We start from the raw sequence: 18,626 nt of genomic DNA on the forward strand, positions 1-18,626 counted from the left end.
CATGCATTGGGTTGTCATCGGTACAGGTGCTATTGGCAGTTTAATGGCGGTGAATTTACGCCGTATCGGCGAACACGTTTCGATTAAACCCCGCCATGCAACTCATTCATCAATTTCAATTATTCATAATGCACACAGTTATGAATTTAGCACCACAACCTTGCCACTCACGCAACCAACCCAAGTTTTTGCGGCAGTGAAGGCTTACCACGTTGAAGCACTGTTGCAGGAACTCAGACAATCACCGCTACCTCAGGGTTCATCTTTGATCGTTAGCTACAACGGTATGCTCGACAATGAATCCGTGATTATGCCGGAACGTGCATTGCATTGGGTGACGACCCACGGAGCTTATCGCCATGAGAGCGAGGTAGTGCATGCCGGTTCAGGTGAAAGTTGGTTAGGCTGGGCGCAGGTAGAGCGCGCATCCAGCAGTCGCCCCGCTGAAGTTTTTAGTGCGCTGAATAATGCATTACCACTACTCAACTGGAGCCCTGCGATTAACCAACGCCGTTGGCAAAAACTGGCGATTAATTGCCTGATCAATGCATTTACGGTCATTCATAATTGCCGTAACGGTGAGTTGTTGCAGCACCACCTGCATCACGAGCAATTGGATGTTGCAGAAGAAATTTGTTGGTTAGCACAGCACCGGGGTGTTCAACTTGTGCCGGAGAAATTGCTGGAACAAGCCCAGCAGGTGGTCAAAAACACCGCAAATAACTTTTCGTCCATGCTGATGGATGTGCGCCAACAGCGCCAAACTGAGATTGATTACCTCAATGGTTTTGTTGCGCGTCAAAGCACGGCGGCGGGTCGTGCGGCGCCAGCCAACGAAAAGCTCTGGCGCCAGGTTCAAGCAATCAGCGCGTTTTAATCGCTGGCCTGCTTATCTTCAATAAAATCAACCACTTCAAGGCCGAAGCCAGATAACGCTGAATAGCGCTTCGGCGAGCTCATTAAATGCATATGATGAACACCTAAATCAGCTAGAATTTGCGAGCCAATACCCACGTTACGTGAAGCATTCGATGCTGCTGCAGTCGGCTTACGTTCACCTCTATCTTCAGCCGCAAAACTCATCACTTGTTCGAGTATGTCATCAGAATTTTGTTGACGACCAATTACCACCAACACCCCTTCGTTTTCACCAATGTATTGCATGGCATGACCAAGCGGCCAACTGCGTTTCGCCGCGCGTTCGGTAGCAAATAAATCATTGAACGTATCTTGCAGATGCACGCGCACGTTAACTGGTTTCGCTGGGTCAACTTCACCACGCACCAACGCATAATGCACTTGGGCATCAATGGTGTCTTGGTAGGTAATCAGTTCAAATTCGCCATAAGCTGTCGGCAGTTTGCAATGTGCCTTACGCTCAACAGTCTTTTCTTTCATCGAACGGTATTCAATTAAGTCGGCAATGGTACCAATTTTAAGATTATGCTCGGCCGCAAACACTTCTAAATCAGGGCGGCGTGCCATGGTACCGTCTTCATTAAGAATTTCGACAATTACGGCGGCCGGTTCAAAACCAGCTAAACGCGCAAGGTCACAACCAGCTTCAGTGTGCCCAGCACGGTTGAGAACCCCACCCGGCTTCGCTTTTAGCGGGAAAATATGGCCTGGCATCACCAAGTCCGCAGGCTTGGCATCACGGGCTACCGCGGCTTGCACAGTACGTGCACGGTCGGCTGCCGAAATCCCAGTTGTAACGCCTTCTGCAGCCTCAATTGAAACGGTAAAATTGGTCGCGTACGGGGCGTTATTTTGATCAACCATCAGTGGCAATCGCAGTTGTTTACAGCGGTCTTCGGTTAGCGTCAAACAAATCAAACCACGCCCATAACGTGCCATAAAATTGATCGCGGCGGGCGTAACACACTCTGCAGCCAAAATCAGATCGCCTTCATTTTCGCGGTCTTCATCATCCATCAAAATAACCATTTTACCTTGACGAATGTCTTCAATAATCTCTGCAGCACTGTTTAATGGGGTCACGACGTTAAGTCTCCTCTCACCCGGCGCGGAACCGCAATAATGCGTATATCATCCGCGACCTGACGTACATCTGAAAAATTTAATTCGGGTACTTGGCTCATGTGCGTAAACGCCGGTAACTGCAGCAACCCATGACCAGTATGTCCCAAAAGTTTAGGTGCTAAATACACCACAAGTTCATCAACAAGCTCTGCTTCGAGTAATCCACCGGCAAGACCCGAACCGCACTCTGTCCACACCGAGTTGATGTCGCGCGCTGCAAGCTCATGCAGCAGCTGAACAAGGTCTAAAAAGCCATTGGCAGCACGCGGCACTTCCAGCACAGTCACATGGTCAGCCCACGTTTGTGGTGATACCGTATCAGGGCCATGCACCAAGACAATTGGCGATAATTCTTTAAATAATGGCTCATTGCCAGTTAACAACCCCTGCGAGTCAATAATCACGCGAACGGGTTGCAGCTGTGCGTCGGGATGCCGAGCGGTTAGTGTTGCTTGATCAGCTAATACGGTTTGCGCGCTGCTCAATACAGCGCCACTTTGCGCGCGCCAACGGTGAACATCCCGGCGCCCCTCTGGGCTGGTTATCCACTGACTTTCACCATTGGCTAATGCTGTGCGGCCGTCCAACGACGCAGCCATCTTCACCCTTAACCACGGGCGTTTACGCTGCATGCGTGCGACGAACCCGCAATTTAACGCACGTGCTTGTTGCTCTAATATGCCAACAATCACTTCGATACCATGCGTTTTGAGCCGCTCAATACCATCACCACTTACCAACGGGTTTGGGTCTTTCAGCGCAATCACCACACATGCGACACCCGCTTCAATTAACGCATCAGCGCAAGGTGGCGTACGACCAAAATGACTGCAAGGTTCTAAGGTTACATAAGCTGTGGCGCCTTTAGCTTTCGTGCCAGCCTGACGCAGAGCGTGAACCTCTGCGTGCGCTTCACCAGCGCGTTGATGCCAACCTTCACCGATAATGGTGTTGTTATTCACCAACACACACCCAACCATTGGATTTGGTGCGGTTGAAAAACGCCCCTGAGCAGCAAGCTCAAGGGCGCGTGACATATAACGTTGGTGACATTCTGTGGTACTAGTCATTGAGCCGCGCAATCTCCTCGCCAAACTCACGAATATCATCAAACGCACGGTACACAGAAGCAAACCGGATATAGGCAACCTTGTCGATTGCTTTCAAGTTTTCCATAACCAGACCACCGATAACTTGGCTGGTTATTTCACGCTCACCGGTTGCTCGAAGCGCCGATTTTACGTTTTGAATGGCCTGCTCCATTGCCTCTAAACTTACCGGACGTTTTTCTAAGGCGCGCAGCAAACCATTGCGTAGTTTGTCTTCATTAAATGGCTCACGGGTACCGTCGGACTTTATCACCCGCGGCATCACCAATTCAGCTGTTTCGAACGTGGTAAAACGCTCTTTGCACTCAGCGCACTCGCGGCGACGACGCACAGAGGCGCCGTCAGCAACAAGCCGCGAATCGATCACTTTGGTGTCTTGTGTGCCACAAAATGGACAATGCATACGCTGCTTCCTTGATTGAATTACTTGTAAACAGGGAACTGCTTACAAAGCGCTTTCACTTGCTCGCGAACACGCGCAATAACGCTTTCGTCAGTGATGTTATCCAATACATCACAAATCCAATTCGCCACTTGCTCTGCTTCTGCTTGCTTAAAGCCACGACGGGTAATCGCCGGTGTACCTAAGCGCAAGCCAGAGGTTACGAATGGTGAACGTGGATCATTGGGTACTGAGTTTTTATTAACCGTAATGTACGCCTGCCCCAGCGCTGCATCCGCATCTTTACCGGTGATATCTTTGTCGATTAAATCAACCAAGAACAAATGGTTTTTGGTGCCGCCAGAAACGATTTTGTAACCACGTTCCTGCATCACCTTTACCATGGTGTTGGCATTGTCCAACACTTGTTGCTGGTACGCCTTAAACTCTGGCTCCATGGCCTCTTTAAAGGCAACCGCTTTGGCAGCAATCACATGACATAACGGGCCGCCTTGGCTACCTGGGAATACACCGCCGTTCAATTTTTTATGTAAATCTGGATCGTCTTTGCCTGACAAAATCAGACCACTGCGTGGGCCAGCCAAAGTTTTGTGCGTTGTGGTGGTTACTACATCCGCAAATGGAACTGGGTTTGGATACAAACCTGCAGCAACTAAGCCAGCAACGTGGGCCATATCGACTAACAAATACGCGCCAACTTCATCGGCAATTTCGCGGAACTTCGACCAGTCAATCACACCTGAATACGCAGAAAAACCAGCAACGATCAGTTTCGGTTTATGCTCCAACGCCAATTTGCGAACTTCAGCATAATCAATCTCACCCGTTGATTCATCCAGACCATATTGCACAGCATTGTACAATTTACCTGAGAAATTCACGTGCGAACCGTGTGTTAAGTGGCCACCATGCGCCAGACTCATACCCAATACCGTATCGCCGGCGTTTAGTAACGCCAAAAATACTGCTGAGTTAGCCTGTGAACCTGCGTGCGGCTGTACGTTGGCATATTTAGCGCCAAACAATTGCTTGGCCCGTTCAATGGCTAAGTCTTCAACCACATCAACGTACTCACAACCGCCGTAATAGCGTTTATGCGGATACCCTTCGGCATACTTATTGGTAAGCTGAGACCCTTGTGCTTCGAGCACGCGTGGGCTGGTGTAGTTCTCTGAAGCGATCAATTCAATGTGCTCTTCTTGGCGTTGAACTTCGCCAGTCATTGCCTGCCATAACTCTGCATCGTATTCGGCAATATTCATCTCATGTTTCAACATCGGGGCTCCTAACTTCACGGGCTGTCTGAGCGACAGTATAAGAACGAGAAATATATGGCGCCTAGTTTACCAATATACTTGGGTTAGCGCCAACTTAAGGGTTAAAATAGCCGCTGAAGATTATCGCTAAGAAATATCGCCTCAAAAAGGAACGCATGCTGCTATGGCACAATATATTTATTCTATGTCGCGGGTTAGCAAAGTTGTCCCGCCCAAGAAGACTATTTTAAAAGACATCTCGTTGTCGTTTTTCCCCGGCGCCAAAATTGGTGTGTTGGGTTTAAACGGTGCTGGTAAATCAACGCTGTTACGCATCATGGCTGGCGTGGATAAAGAATACGAAGGTGAAGCTCGCCCACTAGCGGGTATTGAGATTGGCTATCTGCCACAAGAGCCGCAGTTGGATGAAGACAAAACTGTACGGGAAACCGTTGAAGAGGCAGTTGCTGACGTGAAAGACGCGTTGGCTCAACTTGACCAGGTTTATGCTGCCTATGCAGAAGAAGATGCCGATTTTGATGCTTTAGCCAAAAAACAAGGCCAGCTAGAAGCTATTATTCAGGCCAAAGACGGGCATAACATCGAGAATATGCTCGAGCGTGCGGCCGATTCATTACGTTTGCCGCCTTGGGACGCCAAAATTAAAGTTCTTTCCGGTGGTGAACGGCGCCGTGTAGCCATTTGTCGTTTGCTGTTGAGCAAGCCTGACATGTTGCTACTCGATGAGCCAACCAACCATTTGGACGCCGAATCTGTTGCGTGGTTAGAGCGCTTCTTGCACGACTACGAAGGCACTGTTGTAGCCATTACCCACGATCGTTATTTCCTCGATAATGTCGCCGGCTGGATACTTGAGCTTGACCGCGGATATGGTATTCCATGGGAAGGCAACTACTCGTCTTGGTTGGAACAAAAAGAGAAGCGTCTCGAGCAAGAAGAAAAACAAGAAAATGCGCGGCAGCGCAGTATCAAGCAAGAGCTTGAATGGGTTCGTCAAAACCCTAAAGGCCGCCAAGCGAAAAGCAAAGCGCGTATGGCTCGGTTTGAAGAATTACAAAGTGGTGATTACCAAAAACGTAATGAAACCAATGAGCTGTTTATTCCACCAGGCCCACGTCTCGGCGACAAGGTGCTGGAAGTAAACCACTTGAAGAAAGCGTATGACGGCCGTGTGTTAATCGATGACTTAACTTTCAGTGTGCCCAAGGGCGCGATTGTCGGTATTATCGGCCCGAACGGTGCCGGTAAATCAACACTGTTCCGTATGATTACCGGTAAAGAACAACCGGATTCAGGTACTGTTGAGCTCGGTGATACTGTGCAGCTTGCCAGTGTTGATCAGTTCCGCGATGACATGGACGACAAAAAGACCGTGTGGCAGGAAATTTCCGATGGTCAAGATATCTTACGTATCGGCAATTTCGAAATTAACAGTCGCGCTTATGTGGGCCGTTTTAATTTCCGCGGTAACGATCAACAAAAATACATTGGTGAACTGTCCGGCGGTGAGCGTAATCGCGTGCACCTCGCCAAGCTGGTGAAGGCCGGCGGTAACTTGTTACTGCTCGATGAGCCGACCAACGACTTGGACGTTGAAACCCTGCGCGCACTTGAAGAAGCCTTGCTTGAGTTCCCAGGTTCAGCCATGGTTATCTCGCACGACCGTTGGTTCCTCGACCGTGTAGCAACACACATTCTTGATTACCGCGATGAAGGCCAGATTAACTTCTACGAAGGTAACTACACCGACTACGAAGAGTACATGAAGAAAACTCATGGCGAACAGGCCATGGAGCCGCATCGCACCCGTTACAAGCCTATTGGTGTTTAATGGGTTGTGTTTTTTTACATAAAAAAAGGGGCTGATTCAGCCCCTTTTTTATTTATTTCAATGTTGCCTACGCTTTAAAAAACTTACGTTTTTCAATAACACCAGGGGCAAATTGGTCAACACCGATAGCAGCAATACGCAGCTGCTCAGTTTTCTTAAAGGCTTTGGCTTCTTCAGCGTTGATCACCTCAGCTTTTTGGGCTGCTTTGACTAACTCATCACCGCTTAAGTCTTCAGCAATATCACCGCGTTTCACAGCTTTGCGAATTCGCTTGTAGATATCCGCGTGTTCCTTCATTGCCAAAAATGCGAGTTCCATGTGCCCAGTCATGTCTTTTGGATCATCTTTCCAAAAGCACAAGAAAGTATGGCGATCACGGGTTAATCCTGGCTCCATCATACTTTCCGCAATCGCTTGCAGGTTGTCGTCACTGGGTTTGTGGAAATGAATGCCCAATGGGAAAATCGCAAGGCGCAATGTCCACGCAACAAAGCGATTGGAGAAGTTCGCAAAAAAGCCTTTGAACGCTTCACCAATTTCGTACAAATGATGTTCCAGCGCGTACTGCACAAATGGCAAGTCACCGGTTTGACGGCCGTCATCTTCATAACGTTTCAATACCGCTGACGCCATATATAAATGACTCAGCACATCGCCCAAACGCGCTGAAAGCATTTCGCGGCGCTTCAAGTCACCGCCCATTACCAACATTGCCATATCGGCAGTCATAGCTAACGCCCGGCTCATGCGTGTTAATTGTTGATAATAACGGGCAGTTGGTCCGCTCATTGGGCTTGAATTAAAGCGCGCACCGGTAAGCCCCATAAATAAGCTGCCAAAGAAGTTGCTGGCTGCAAAACCAATGTGCTTCAACAGCAGCCCGTCAAAGTCATGTAAACCACGCTCTTCGTCCGGGTTCGATGCCGCTTCCATTTCCGCCAAAACATAAGGGTGACAGCGCGTTGCGCCTTGCCCAAAAATCATCAAATTACGGGTTAAAATGTTCGCGCCTTCTACGGTAATCGATACCGGTGTGGCCATGTAACCATGCCCAAGGTAATTACGCGGCCCCAATTGAATGCCCTTACCCGCATGAACGTCCATAGCAGCCTCCATTACTTGGCGCCCCATTTCTGTCATGTGGTACTTGGTCATGGCGGTGATAACTGATGGGCTTTTGCCTTCGCACAAAGCAGTTACGGTAAGACGACGCATGGATTCAAGAATATAGTTGGTACCACCAATCTTACCCATTGCCGCTTGCACGCCTTCGAACTTACCGATGGGTAAACCGAACTGTTGGCGTACATACGCATAAGCGCCTGTCATGCGCTCGGTAACGTGGCCGGTAGCGGTTGCTAACGCAGGTAAGCTAATACCACGACCTGCAGATAGACATTCCATCAACATCCGCCAGCCTTTACCGGCATAGTCTTGTCCACCAATAATCCAATCAAGCGGAATAAATACATCTTTACCATACGTGGTACCGTTCATGAACGCTTGGCCTAACGGCAAATGACGTTCACCGGTTTCAACACCTTCATGGCTGGTAGGAATCAATGCACAGGTAATGCCGATGTCTTTCTGATCACCTAATAATCCATCTGGATCGTACATTTTAAACGCCAAGCCTAATACGGTCGCTACCGGAGCTAAAGTGATATAACGCTTGCTCCAGTTTAATCGAAGGCCTAACACCTCTTTGCCTTCAAACTCGCCTTTACATACCACGCCCGTGTCGGGGATTGCGCCTGCGTCTGAGCCGGCTTCGGGCCCAGTTAATGCGAAACATGGAATGTCCGTACCATCAGCCAAGCGCGGTAACCAATAGTCTTTTTGTTCTTTGGTGCCGTAGTGCGTAAGTAGCTCGCCCGGGCCCAACGAATTGGGAACCATGACAGACACCGCAGCGCTAATTGAGCGCGTTGCGATGCGTGAAACAATATGGGAGTTTGCCGCTGGTGAAAAATCTAATCCGCCAAATTCTTTGCCAATAATCATGGCAAAAAACTTCTCTTTGCGAATGTACTCCCAGACCTTTTTCGGTAAGTCAGTATCTTGTTGAACAATTTTGAAGTCATCCAGCATACCCAGCAGGGTTTCTAGCTGGTTATCAATAAACTTTTGCTCATCTTCCGTGAACTGCGGTGCCTTGGTTTGATGAAATTCGTGCCAATTGGGGCGGCCGCTAAATAAGTCAGCATCCCACCAGGTATCACCGGCTTGCATGGCTTCACGTTCGGTTGGCGATAACGGCGGTAACACGCGTTTAAAAAACGCAAACGCTGGACGTGTAATTAAACTGCGACGGATATCCGGAACCGCAAACAAAAGCACGACCACAACCACTAAAAGAATAATAATTTCCATTTCACAACACCTTTGTTACTGGGTACAACGTGCAAAAAATGACACTGCTACAAGCATAGTCGATTATCGCGATGGCGCATCCACGCCACCCGCTAAGAATGGGATTAACCTATCAATCATCTGGTCCGCTGCGATGGCTTCACCAAAGTCAGCTGCAGCTATTTCGCGTAAAGCAGGCCCTGAAACCTGAGCAAAAACCGTAGCTCCTAACACAAAGTGCAACCGCCAAAACATATCCACTGGGCTAAGATTAGGATTCGCAACGTGTAAGGCTGCCAGCAGATTCTGCATCACATCGCCAAAATGGTCCATGGTGTAACGACGCAGGTGCCCCTGAATATCTGCATATGCAAAGCCAAGTAAACTTAAAAATATCGTTGGCCCGTGCTTGCGCACATGGCGTAATTCATTGAGTGGGTTACGAAAACAGTCAAAAACGTCACGCGTGGTAACTTGTGTCTTTTGCGCCAGGCCATCAAGCTCTTGGCTAAGCGCAGGCATTAGCACCTCAAGGTAACGGGCCATTACAGCTTGTATCAGCGCTTTTTTGGAACCAAAATGATAATTTACAGAAGCTAAATTCACTTCTGCATCAGCAGTTATTTGACGCAACGAGGTTTGCTCAAAACCATGCTCAGCAAACAAAGCCTCTGCCGCATTCAATATTTTATCTTTGGTGGTAATTCGTTTTGACATACCAATAACGCTCACTTTTCACGCACGCATACGTTTAGAACGTGCATTTTAAACATGCGTTTTAATTTAAAGCATGTGAAACGGAAGCGCAAGCAAAGAAAAAGGCGCTCAGTGAGCGCCTTAAATTGAACTGGTATCTAATTCCGGAAAGGCTTTAACCATCTCATCAACGGCTTTCATTTGCTGCAAATAAGCTTCTAACTTATTCAGTGGCAACGCACAGGGGCCATCACATTTCGCTTGTTCTGGATCTGGATGCGCTTCAATGAATAGCCCAGCTAAACCCAGCGCCATGCCTGAGCGTGCTAATACTGCGGCTTGCGCACGACGGCCATCAGCCGAGTCAGCGCGACCACCAGGGCGTTGTAATGCATGGGTTGCATCAAATATAACTGGCGCCATGTGCTTCATGTCATCCATACCCAGCATATCAACCACTAAATTGTTGTAACCGAAGCAACTGCCGCGCTCACATAAAATAATTTTGTGGTTACCCGCTTCGCCAAATTTTTTAATGATATGACGCATTTCGTGGGGTGCTAAAAACTGTGGTTTTTTAACGTTAATCACGGCACCGGTTTCTGCCATCGCCACAACTAAATCGGTTTGGCGCGCCAAAAATGCGGGTAACTGGATAATATCAGCAACTTCCGCGACAGGTTTCGCTTGATACGGCTCGTGCACATCTGTGATTACTGGCACGTTAAACGTGCGCTTTATCTCGGAGAAAATTTCGAGGCCTTTGTCGAGGCCTGGTCCGCGATATGAATGAATCGACGACCGGTTTGCTTTGTCAAAGCTTGCTTTGAACACATATGGAATACCCAGACGCGTGGTTACTTCAACATAGTGTTCGGCAATACGCATGGCCAAGTCACGCGACTCCAACACGTTCATGCCGCCAAACAAAACAAACGGCAAGTGGTTACCCACCTGCACGCCGCCTACTTTAATCACTTGCGTATTAATCACGTTGTTGTCCTTTCAATTATCCTGCGGCGATCACGCGCAAGATTTGCCCACAAATATAGGCCATATAAGTACCGAGTGCATAGCCAAATACCGCTAACAGTACGCCAACCGGCGCCAGCGATGGGTGAAATGCTGAAGCAACCACAGGGGCTGACGCTGCGCCGCCCACATTGGCTTGGCTACCAATAGCCATGTAGAACACTGGAGCCTTCAGTAAACGCGCCACAATCAACATTAAACTGGCATGAATAATCATCCAAATCGCACCAATTAAGAAGTATTTAGGCACATCCACAATGGCGGTAACGTCCATATGCAAACCAATGGTGGCGACAAGAATATAAACAAACATTGAGCCGTATTTCGACGCACCCACACCTTCTAGTTGACGTACACGCGTGAATGACAACGCCACGCCAACGGTTGTTGCAATAACGATTAACCAGAAGAACTTCTTGTCCAAACTAAAATCTTTAAGTGCAGGTACATTATCGCTAATAAATGGTGCGATAACATCAGCACCCCAATGCGCTAAACCGGTGACACCAAAGGCCACTGCCACGATGAACATCAGGTCAGGCAGTTTTGATTCACGGCGATGCTCGGCTTCATAATGTTCCATGCGCTCTTTGATCGCTTCAATTGCGCTAGTGTCAGCACCAATACGCTTATCAATCGCTTTATGATTTGCCGCCATGTAAAGCAAAACGGCCATCCATAAGTTCGCAACAATAATATCTACAGTCACCATGGCCGAGAAAATTTCACCGCCAACTTCGTAGACTTCTTTCATTGCTGCCTGATTTGCGCCACCGCCAATCCAACTGCCTGCAATGGTTGTCATACCGCGCCAAACAGCATCTGGGCCAGCACCACCTAACATTTCCGGGAAGATTACACTCACCAATAGCAGCGCAATAGGCCCGCCAATAACGATACCGACAGTACCCGTTAAAAATAGAATCAGGAGTTTTGGCCCAAGACGAAAAATAGCCTTTAGATCTAAGCTTAACGTGAGCAAGACCAGACAAGCTGGCAGCAAGTAATCCATAACCAGCGGATAAATTGCGGTATTAGCACCATCGACAATACCAAAAGTATTCAATAACGACGGAATGAAGTAACACAGCAGCAGCGCTGGCACCCACTTATAGAATTTTTGCCAAAACGAGTTAGAACTGGATTGGGTATAGAATATCAAACCAAGAATGGCCGCAAGCAAGCCAAAAATGATACCGTCATTGGTGATCAATGCAGTGTTTTCCACAGGAACCCCTTATTATTAATTTTTTTTAGTGAAGGACGTGCTGGGGGGCCGCCCACGTTTCCAATTGCAAGCGCAACATCTGTGCACTCGGATCATCTGGGCATTGTTCGACAAAATACTGGTAGTCGTCAACTGCAGCTTGTTTGCAGTCAAGTTCTTCTAACACGTAACCACGGTCACGAATCTCGTACGGGTCGTCGGGCATAATCGCCAACAACATATGCACCACGGTCAATGCATTCGCAAATTCCTGATCATGAATCATGGCGTGCTTTAGTTCGGTTAGGTAGCGTACCAGAACAGTTTTTTGATCAGCTGCTTCAAACATATCCCATGAAAACTCAAGCGCATCCTCAGTAACATCTTCAAAGCGTTCTTGCACTTGTTTGTCTTCAAGTAATTCACCGTGCAGCGGATCAACAAAGTAGCTTTCTTGTTCATGATCAAAGCGCAACAATGGATAACCTGGGAAATCGACCAACTCCAACTGAATACCGGCATAAGCGGCGGTTTCTTGCAGTAATAGGGCCAAACTAATGGGTAACCCAGTGCGATAACTAATCACACGGTCAAGCAGAATGCGCTGCGCCCCAACCACAGGCTCGGGCGCATCACTAAAACCTAGTTCAAAATAGAAATCTTCAATAACGGCCTGCAGTTTTTCCATACCGTCAAGATTTTCATGACGCTCAGCCATTTCACGAATAAGCTGATAATAATCACTAACGTACTGGTCGCTGTCCGAATGAAAGGTGCGACTAATTTCCCACACAATTTCAATGGTAGGTAACATTTCGTGAGCGATATGTTCTAAGTATGAAAAACGCATAAACCCCTAAAATATAAACTGCTTTAAATCAGTGCTTGCTTACTGAAGGCGATGTGCAGCAGGAACATAATCCAGCTTAACGCACCAATAAAGCCGACATAACGTAACCAACTCACACTGGCTTTCATTGCCACAAGACCAAACAAAATATAACCGACTAAGCCGATAACTTTATTGATCAACCATGGAGTTTCCCAAGGCCACATTTGCCAATGAATGAGCATACCCACAATAGTCAGCAACAAGCCTGTATCAATAATGTGTGGGACTATTTTCACCCACTTTTGGCGACTAATGTTGGCACCAATGCTCACCCAAAAAAATCGAAGCATGAATAATACCACACTTATGGCTACAAAAGTGACATGGAGGTGTTTTAAGGCTACAAATGACATCAAAAACGTCCTTTTTAATCGTTATTATCTATTAAACGTTGATACGCGGCAGCAATTTGCTGACGCAACTGTGGTTGGTGTTCTAACAACCAATTCTGGTAAAAACTTAATTCGTGTTCCAGCGCATCCCGCTGATCAGCAACCCGGATAATATCGCGATACGACCGCAACGACGACATCACACAGGTAAATAATTTTTGCGCAGTAAGCTCAGTCTTCGCTTTGTAATCGTTAATATCATAATTAATGACCACCGAGCGTTCCGGTGCTTGGCCGGGTTGACCAGTACGCAACACGATACGGCTAGTGCGGTTGCCAGCGGTTTCGCGAATATAGCGCGCTACTTGTAAGCCGGCATCATCGGTGTCCATCACCACGTCTAGCAAAACAATGGCGATGTCTGGATTTTCATCAACCATTTGCTGTGCTTCTTGGCGTGAATACGCGCTGAGAAAATTCAACCCCCGGCCTTCAAACACCAAATCCATTAACGCCAATCGAGTAACCGCATGCACTTCGCGCTCGTCATCAACGATTAAGATCTTCCAGCCTGCTTCTGTCGTTTGATCCCGCTTTTCATCATCGCTGTCATGTTCGTCGGCAAAGATAAAATTGTTATCCATCAGTTGCTCTCCATTGCCCCACAGTTATGCGTTCAAGATTAGCATAATCGCGCATACTGTTAACGGCTACGAACTTGTACGATGCCATTAAGTCGCGAACCGCGGCCGCTTGCTCCCATCCATGTTCTACCAATAACCAGCCATCGTTACGTAAAAATGTTCCAGCCTGACTAATAATCTGTTCAATATCTGCGAGGCCTTGGTTATCAGCCACCAGTGCACTGCGTGGCTCAAAACGCACATCGCCTTGCTGCAAATGCGGGTCGGCAGCATCGATATAAGGCGGGTTAGAAACAATCACATCAAATTTATCATGTGCTGTCAGCCCACTGAACCAATCGCTTATTTGGCAGTTTATTGACAACTGCAATGCACGTGCATTGCTTCGCGCAAGTTCAACCGCCGCAGGTGATTTATCCACCGCTGTAATGTGCCATTTTGGCTTGCTTGATTTCAAGGCCAGCGCTATCGCACCCGTACCGGTGCCCAAATCTAGCACTTTTGCATCATCTGCAAGACCCAATGCTAAGGTCTGTTCAACTAAAATCTCTGTGTCTGGCCTAGGAATTAACGTGCTATCGTTCACGCGCAATGGCAGCGACCAAAACTCGCGCTCGCCCACCAAATGGGCCACCGGCATGCCCTGTTGACGCTTGGCCAACAGCTGTTCAAATTGCTGTGTTTGCGCTGCGGTTAACTGCCGTTCCGGCCATGTATATAAATAAATACGTTCACGCTCTAAACAAAATGCAAGCAACACTTCAGCATCGAGTTTGGCAGACTCACTGTGGCTGAGGGCTCGGGTAGCGATCGCGAGTGCATCAGCTATGCTAACTGGTGCTTGCATGGTTATCATTGATTTTCAGACAATGCTGCCAATAAGTCGGCCTGATGCTCTTGCACAATGGCATCGAGAATCAAATCAAGCGAACCGGCAAGCACTTCATCCAACCGATATAACGTTAAATTGATGCGGTGGTCGCTAACGCGGCCCTGCGGGTAATTATACGTGCGAATTCGCTCCGAACGATCACCACTACCGACCAAACTACGGCGTGTTGTTTGTTCTTCTAACCGACGTTTTTCATCTTCCGCTTGCTGAATACGAGCCTGCAATACCGACATCGCTTTGGCGCGGTTCTTATGCTGAGAGCGCTCGTCTTGGCACTCCACCACAAACCCTGTCGGAATGTGGGTAATTCGAATGGCAGAATCGGTTCGGTTAACGTGCTGACCACCGGCACCGGATGCACGATAGGTATCAACCCGCAAGTCAGCTGGATTAATTTCAACCGCTTCAGCTTCAGGTATTTCAGGCAACACGGCTACGGTGCAGGCTGAGGTATGCACACGCCCTTGCGACTCTGTTTCTGGTACCCGTTGCACGCGGTGACCACCCGATTCGAACTTTAATCGGCCATAAGCGCCATCGCCGGAAACATGTGCAATGACTTCTTTGTAGCCGCCATGCTCTCCTTCACTTGCACTGACTATACTCACCTTCCAGCCATGTTGCTCACCGTAGCGGCTATACATACGGAATAAATCACCGGCAAATATTGCGGCTTCATCGCCCCCCGCACCCGCGCGTATTTCGAGATAACATGGGCGGTCGTCGTTTGGATCTTTCGGCAGCAACAGAATCTGCAGTTCTTGCTCAAGCTGTTCTTGCTTCGCTTGCGCTTCGTCTAATTCTGCTTTAGCCATCTCGCGCATTTCAGCGTCGTCTTCTTGCATCATTTCGTTAGCAGCCGCTTCGTCAGCCTGCGCCTGCTGATAGCTGGTAAAGCACTTTACCAGCTCTTCGAGTTGCGAATATTCGCGCGACAACCCACGAAACTTATCTTGATCGCCAATTACACCAGGGTCACTTAATAAGTGCTGAACTTCTTCATAACGTTCTAATAAAGCTTCTAATTTTCGAATAATCGAAGGATTCATCATGCGGTGAGGACCTTACTCGTCATCTGCTATTAATCGTTGGAATACCGCCAAGGTTTCGTAATCACCGGCAGCCCCAGCTTCACGCATTAATTGCGTGGGCTGATGTAAAAATTGCTTGGTTAGTCGTTGCGCCAATTCATTCATGACGTCTTCTGGGTCTTTTCCCGCTGCAAGTTGATTGCGCGCACGTTGCAACTGCTCCGTGCTCATTTGCTGAGTGCGTTGGCGAAAGTCACGAATCACATCAACATGGTCTAACTGGCGCAACCACGCTGTAAACGCATTGCTGTGCTCACTGATAATAACTTTCGCTTCTGCCGCGGCTTCTTCGCGGTTGCGCAGGTTCTCAGTGATAATGCCTTGCAAGTCATCAACCGTGTACAAGTACGCATCATTGAGTTCGTTAACTTGCTCTTCAATGTCACGCGGCACCGCTAAATCAATTAACAGCATGGGCTGTCGCCGACGTATTTTCAAAGCCGATTCAATCAAGCCTTTACCAATAATAGGCAATGGGCTGGCGGTCGAGCTGATCACAATATCGGCTTGCGGCAATAATTCAGGCAATTCACCCAGGGTGTGGGCTTGCCCGGCAAACTTATCGGCCACCGCACTCGCTCGAGCCAGTGTTCGGTTGGCTACCATGAGCCGCTTAACGCCGTGTTCAGTTAAATGCTGCGCCACCAGTTCAGCGGTGTCGCCCGCCCCCACTAACAGCACACTGGATTGCGGTAACTCGGAAAAAATCTGGCGCGCAAGATTAACTGCTGCGTAAGCCACAGAAACCGCATTTTCACCCACTTTGGTTTCATTGCGCACAGTTTTTGCCACGCGAAAAGTGCTTTGAAACAAACGTTCGAGCACGGTGCCAACGCTGGCTTGATTGCGTGCGAATTGATACGCCTGTTTTACTTGCCCCAAAATTTGCGGCTCACCCAACACCAACGAATCAAGCCCGCTCGCCACGGCCATTAAATGCTCAATAGCAGCGTTGTCTTCATAGATATAGCAATGCTCACGCAATTGCTCGAGTGGTAAGCGATGGTAGCCAGCTAGCCAACCGACCAACATGTCGATGGAGGTTGCGCCTTGGCAATACAGCTCTGTGCGGTTACAGGTTGATAAGATGACCGCTTCGGCTACGCCCGTTTGTTCACGCAGCGCTGGCAACGCCTGGTGCAACTGCTCAGGCGAAAAGGCGACTTGCTCACGTAATGCTACGGAAGCTGTTTTGTGGTTAACACCAAGTGCGAAAATGGTCATAATAGCAAAAAATTGCGAGCCTCTGGCTACTGCTAAACGCTGGCAATTGTACGTGAAAGCCCGCATGATGAAAAGCACACGAACAGGGATAGCTTAGCGAATGAAACGTCTTCTATTAGTAGTACTCACAAGCGGTTGGTTAGCTGCTTGTAGCACAGTGCCTGAACCGGTCACTCACAGCGATGTTGATGACCGCGCAGTTGCGGCACAACAACAGTTGCTGGAACAACGTGACCAGTGGCGACTAAAAGGACAAATGGCTTTGTTCGACTTGCGTCAGGACAACCGCCACGGGGTTTATGTTGATTGGTTTTCAAGTGCTTCAACCCTTACTATGCGGTTTTCTCACCCCCTACGGGGTACCTTGGCGCGCTTGTATCAGCAAGATGGATTAGCCGTATTGACCGATGAGGACGGGAAAGAGTATCGCGCCGAATCAGCCGAGCAGCTGCTATTAGAGTATTTTCAAATGGATTTACCCATAACGGTGATTAACTCCATTGTGATGGGCAAACAGTTGCCGGGCATGATTGACACCCATTATCAGTTACGCCGACACGAACAGCAGCAACTGGCGTTGCTATCAGATTTTGTCATGATTGCCGCTGATCAACTGTGGCGCGCGCAACTCCGGGACTACACAATGGTTGATGGCACCTTTATGCCGCACAGTATTGATTTAACAACCGATGCGTGGCGCCTCAAACTCAAGGTGTCTGCATGGAGCTTTTAACCTTACCGGCAGTCGCTAAACTCAATTTATTTCTGCACATTGTTGGGCAACGCGCCGACGGTTACCATAATTTGCAAACCCTGTTTCAGTTTGTCGACTATGGTGATGAACTGACATTTCAGTTGAATTCGAGTAACCAAATCACGCTCAGCTGTTCAGAGCCTGCATTAGAAAGCCCCGATAACTTGGTTGTACAGGCCGCTCAGCTGCTACGCAACCAAGCGCACAGCCAGTTACCTGGCGTTCACATTCATATCGACAAGAAACTGCCCTTTGGCGGTGGTTTGGGCGGCGGGTCATCGGATGCAGCAACCACACTACTGGCACTGCGACAGCTTTGGCAGTTACCGCTTTCTGATGCCCAACTGGAACAGCTCGGCCTGCAACTTGGTGCCGATGTGCCAGTATTTATGCGTGGGCACGCAGCCTTCGCCGAAGGTGTGGGCGAGCAGTTAACACCAGCCACCCCACCCTGCCCGTGGTACCTGATTATTCATCCCGGGGTGCAAATTAGTACGCCGAGTATTTTTAAGCACCCCGATTTAATTCGCAATCATGCACCACTGCAATGGCCGCATTGGAGCTGGGAATCCACTACCAATGACTGCGAAGTTCTGGTCCGTAAACTTTACCCAGAAGTTGCCAACGCCCTCGACTGGTTGGTAGAATACGCGCCTTCTCGATTGACCGGCACCGGTGCATGCCTTTTCGGTCACTTCGATAACGAATTAGATGCCCGTGCTGCGCTGCAAAGGATGCCTGCACAGTGGACAGGATTTGTCGCGCGAGGTCTCAATGAAAACCCGGTCTGCCAGCAATTGCGGCAGGCTTCAACTGTGAACCTAACCAACCAAGATTGAGGTTTAG

Annotated in this window: 17 protein-coding genes and 1 pseudogene; 4 read left to right on the top strand and 14 right to left on the bottom strand. The window is 48.6% G+C overall.

What is annotated here, in order from left to right; genetic code table 11:
- Position 1 precedes the first annotated feature (1 nt).
- A complete protein-coding gene (locus ACN0UY_RS04125; RefSeq protein WP_417665492.1) occupies positions 2-877 on the top strand; it encodes a ketopantoate reductase family protein in 876 nt (291 codons plus the stop codon).
- Here the strand turns inward: ACN0UY_RS04125 and ribBA are convergent.
- The 4 genes from ribBA to glyA are packed head-to-tail and all read right to left on the bottom strand — an operon-like array spanning position 874 to position 4,832.
- Positions 874-2,001, bottom strand: a complete 1,128-nt coding sequence (gene ribBA / locus ACN0UY_RS04130) for a bifunctional 3,4-dihydroxy-2-butanone-4-phosphate synthase/GTP cyclohydrolase II (protein WP_417665493.1) — start codon at positions 1,999-2,001, stop codon at positions 874-876. The two genes, ACN0UY_RS04125 and ribBA, sit on opposite strands and share 4 nt — an antisense overlap.
- Positions 1,998-3,113, bottom strand: coding sequence for a bifunctional diaminohydroxyphosphoribosylaminopyrimidine deaminase/5-amino-6-(5-phosphoribosylamino)uracil reductase RibD (gene ribD / locus ACN0UY_RS04135; RefSeq protein WP_417665494.1), 1,116 nt, complete (start codon positions 3,111-3,113; stop codon positions 1,998-2,000). The genes ribBA and ribD overlap by 4 nt, the downstream gene beginning before the upstream one ends.
- On the bottom strand, positions 3,106-3,555 hold the full coding sequence (nrdR, locus tag ACN0UY_RS04140; protein WP_128351030.1) for a transcriptional regulator NrdR: 450 nt from the start codon (positions 3,553-3,555) through the stop codon (positions 3,106-3,108). The genes ribD and nrdR overlap by 8 nt, the downstream gene beginning before the upstream one ends.
- 20 nt (positions 3,556-3,575) lie before the next feature.
- Positions 3,576-4,832 (bottom strand): serine hydroxymethyltransferase, encoded by a 1,257-nt coding sequence (gene glyA / locus ACN0UY_RS04145; RefSeq protein ID WP_128351031.1) that lies wholly within the window; start codon positions 4,830-4,832, stop codon positions 3,576-3,578.
- A gap of 163 nt (positions 4,833-4,995) precedes the next feature.
- On the opposite strand from glyA, the gene ettA reads away from it, so the two are divergent.
- A complete protein-coding gene (ettA, locus tag ACN0UY_RS04150; protein ID WP_128351032.1) occupies positions 4,996-6,663 on the top strand; it encodes an energy-dependent translational throttle protein EttA in 1,668 nt (555 codons plus the stop codon).
- 67 nt (positions 6,664-6,730) lie between these two features.
- On the opposite strand, the gene ACN0UY_RS04155 is transcribed toward ettA, so the two are convergent.
- From ACN0UY_RS04155 to hemA, 10 genes and pseudogenes are all read right to left on the bottom strand, one after another.
- A complete protein-coding gene (locus ACN0UY_RS04155) occupies positions 6,731-9,037 on the bottom strand; it encodes an acyl-CoA dehydrogenase (protein WP_417665495.1) in 2,307 nt (768 codons plus the stop codon).
- A 63-nt stretch (positions 9,038-9,100) separates the two neighbouring features.
- Complete coding sequence (locus ACN0UY_RS04160) at positions 9,101-9,733, bottom strand: TetR/AcrR family transcriptional regulator (RefSeq protein WP_417665496.1); 633 nt, start codon at positions 9,731-9,733, stop codon at positions 9,101-9,103.
- A 120-nt stretch (positions 9,734-9,853) separates the two neighbouring features.
- Positions 9,854-10,702 (bottom strand): 3-deoxy-8-phosphooctulonate synthase, encoded by an 849-nt coding sequence (kdsA, locus tag ACN0UY_RS04165; protein WP_417665910.1) that lies wholly within the window; start codon positions 10,700-10,702, stop codon positions 9,854-9,856.
- A 19-nt stretch (positions 10,703-10,721) separates the two neighbouring features.
- On the bottom strand, positions 10,722-11,972 hold the full coding sequence (locus ACN0UY_RS04170; RefSeq protein WP_417665497.1) for a DUF819 domain-containing protein: 1,251 nt from the start codon (positions 11,970-11,972) through the stop codon (positions 10,722-10,724).
- A gap of 25 nt (positions 11,973-11,997) precedes the next feature.
- Positions 11,998-12,801 (bottom strand): SirB1 family protein, encoded by an 804-nt coding sequence (locus ACN0UY_RS04175; RefSeq protein ID WP_417665498.1) that lies wholly within the window; start codon positions 12,799-12,801, stop codon positions 11,998-12,000.
- Between the two features lie 23 nt (positions 12,802-12,824).
- Positions 12,825-13,196, bottom strand: a complete 372-nt coding sequence (locus ACN0UY_RS04180; protein WP_128351037.1) for a SirB2 family protein — start codon at positions 13,194-13,196, stop codon at positions 12,825-12,827.
- Positions 13,197-13,273: 77 nt separating this feature from the next.
- Positions 13,274-13,819, bottom strand: a pseudogene (locus ACN0UY_RS04185) (response regulator); the annotation flags it as partial.
- Positions 13,812-14,666: a peptide chain release factor N(5)-glutamine methyltransferase gene (prmC, locus tag ACN0UY_RS04190; RefSeq protein ID WP_417665499.1), complete on the bottom strand. Its 855-nt coding sequence runs from the start codon at positions 14,664-14,666 to the stop codon at positions 13,812-13,814. The pseudogene ACN0UY_RS04185 and the gene prmC, both read right to left, overlap by 8 nt.
- A gap of 5 nt (positions 14,667-14,671) precedes the next feature.
- Positions 14,672-15,760 (bottom strand): peptide chain release factor 1, encoded by a 1,089-nt coding sequence (gene prfA, locus ACN0UY_RS04195; protein ID WP_417665911.1) that lies wholly within the window; start codon positions 15,758-15,760, stop codon positions 14,672-14,674.
- Between the two features lie 15 nt (positions 15,761-15,775).
- Entirely contained in the window at positions 15,776-17,026 is a 1,251-nt protein-coding gene (gene hemA / locus ACN0UY_RS04200; RefSeq protein ID WP_417665500.1) for a glutamyl-tRNA reductase, read from the bottom strand.
- A gap of 100 nt (positions 17,027-17,126) precedes the next feature.
- Between hemA and lolB the strand changes: the two genes are divergently transcribed.
- Positions 17,127-17,759: a lipoprotein insertase outer membrane protein LolB gene (lolB, locus tag ACN0UY_RS04205; protein WP_417665501.1), complete on the top strand. Its 633-nt coding sequence runs from the start codon at positions 17,127-17,129 to the stop codon at positions 17,757-17,759.
- Positions 17,747-18,619, top strand: coding sequence for a 4-(cytidine 5'-diphospho)-2-C-methyl-D-erythritol kinase (gene ispE / locus ACN0UY_RS04210; protein WP_417665502.1), 873 nt, complete (start codon positions 17,747-17,749; stop codon positions 18,617-18,619). The genes lolB and ispE overlap by 13 nt, the downstream gene beginning before the upstream one ends.
- The last annotated feature ends 7 nt before the right edge of the window (positions 18,620-18,626 follow it).

The organism is Pseudidiomarina sp., assembly GCF_048268165.1.
Classification (GTDB): domain Bacteria; phylum Pseudomonadota; class Gammaproteobacteria; order Enterobacterales; family Alteromonadaceae; genus Pseudidiomarina.

What these genes read in the sequence shown, in the direction of transcription:
- nrdR (WP_128351030.1), bottom strand. Translation starts at nt 3,555, where the DNA reads ATGCATTGTCCATTTTGTGGCACACAAGACACCAAAGTGATCGATTCG.
- lolB (WP_417665501.1), top strand. Translation starts at nt 17,127, where the DNA reads ATGAAACGTCTTCTATTAGTAGTACTCACAAGCGGTTGGTTAGCTGCT.
- hemA (WP_417665500.1), bottom strand. Translation starts at nt 17,026, where the DNA reads ATGACCATTTTCGCACTTGGTGTTAACCACAAAACAGCTTCCGTAGCA.
- ACN0UY_RS04125 (WP_417665492.1), top strand. Translation starts at nt 2, where the DNA reads ATGCATTGGGTTGTCATCGGTACAGGTGCTATTGGCAGTTTAATGGCG.
- prmC (WP_417665499.1), bottom strand. Translation starts at nt 14,666, where the DNA reads ATGCAAGCACCAGTTAGCATAGCTGATGCACTCGCGATCGCTACCCGA.
- prfA (WP_417665911.1), bottom strand. Translation starts at nt 15,760, where the DNA reads ATGAATCCTTCGATTATTCGAAAATTAGAAGCTTTATTAGAACGTTAT.
- ispE (WP_417665502.1), top strand. Translation starts at nt 17,747, where the DNA reads ATGGAGCTTTTAACCTTACCGGCAGTCGCTAAACTCAATTTATTTCTG.
- ACN0UY_RS04155 (WP_417665495.1), bottom strand. Translation starts at nt 9,037, where the DNA reads ATGGAAATTATTATTCTTTTAGTGGTTGTGGTCGTGCTTTTGTTTGCG.
- ACN0UY_RS04160 (WP_417665496.1), bottom strand. Translation starts at nt 9,733, where the DNA reads ATGTCAAAACGAATTACCACCAAAGATAAAATATTGAATGCGGCAGAG.
- ACN0UY_RS04180 (WP_128351037.1), bottom strand. Translation starts at nt 13,196, where the DNA reads ATGTCATTTGTAGCCTTAAAACACCTCCATGTCACTTTTGTAGCCATA.
- ettA (WP_128351032.1), top strand. Translation starts at nt 4,996, where the DNA reads ATGGCACAATATATTTATTCTATGTCGCGGGTTAGCAAAGTTGTCCCG.
- glyA (WP_128351031.1), bottom strand. Translation starts at nt 4,832, where the DNA reads ATGTTGAAACATGAGATGAATATTGCCGAATACGATGCAGAGTTATGG.
- ribD (WP_417665494.1), bottom strand. Translation starts at nt 3,113, where the DNA reads ATGACTAGTACCACAGAATGTCACCAACGTTATATGTCACGCGCCCTT.
- ACN0UY_RS04175 (WP_417665498.1), bottom strand. Translation starts at nt 12,801, where the DNA reads ATGCGTTTTTCATACTTAGAACATATCGCTCACGAAATGTTACCTACC.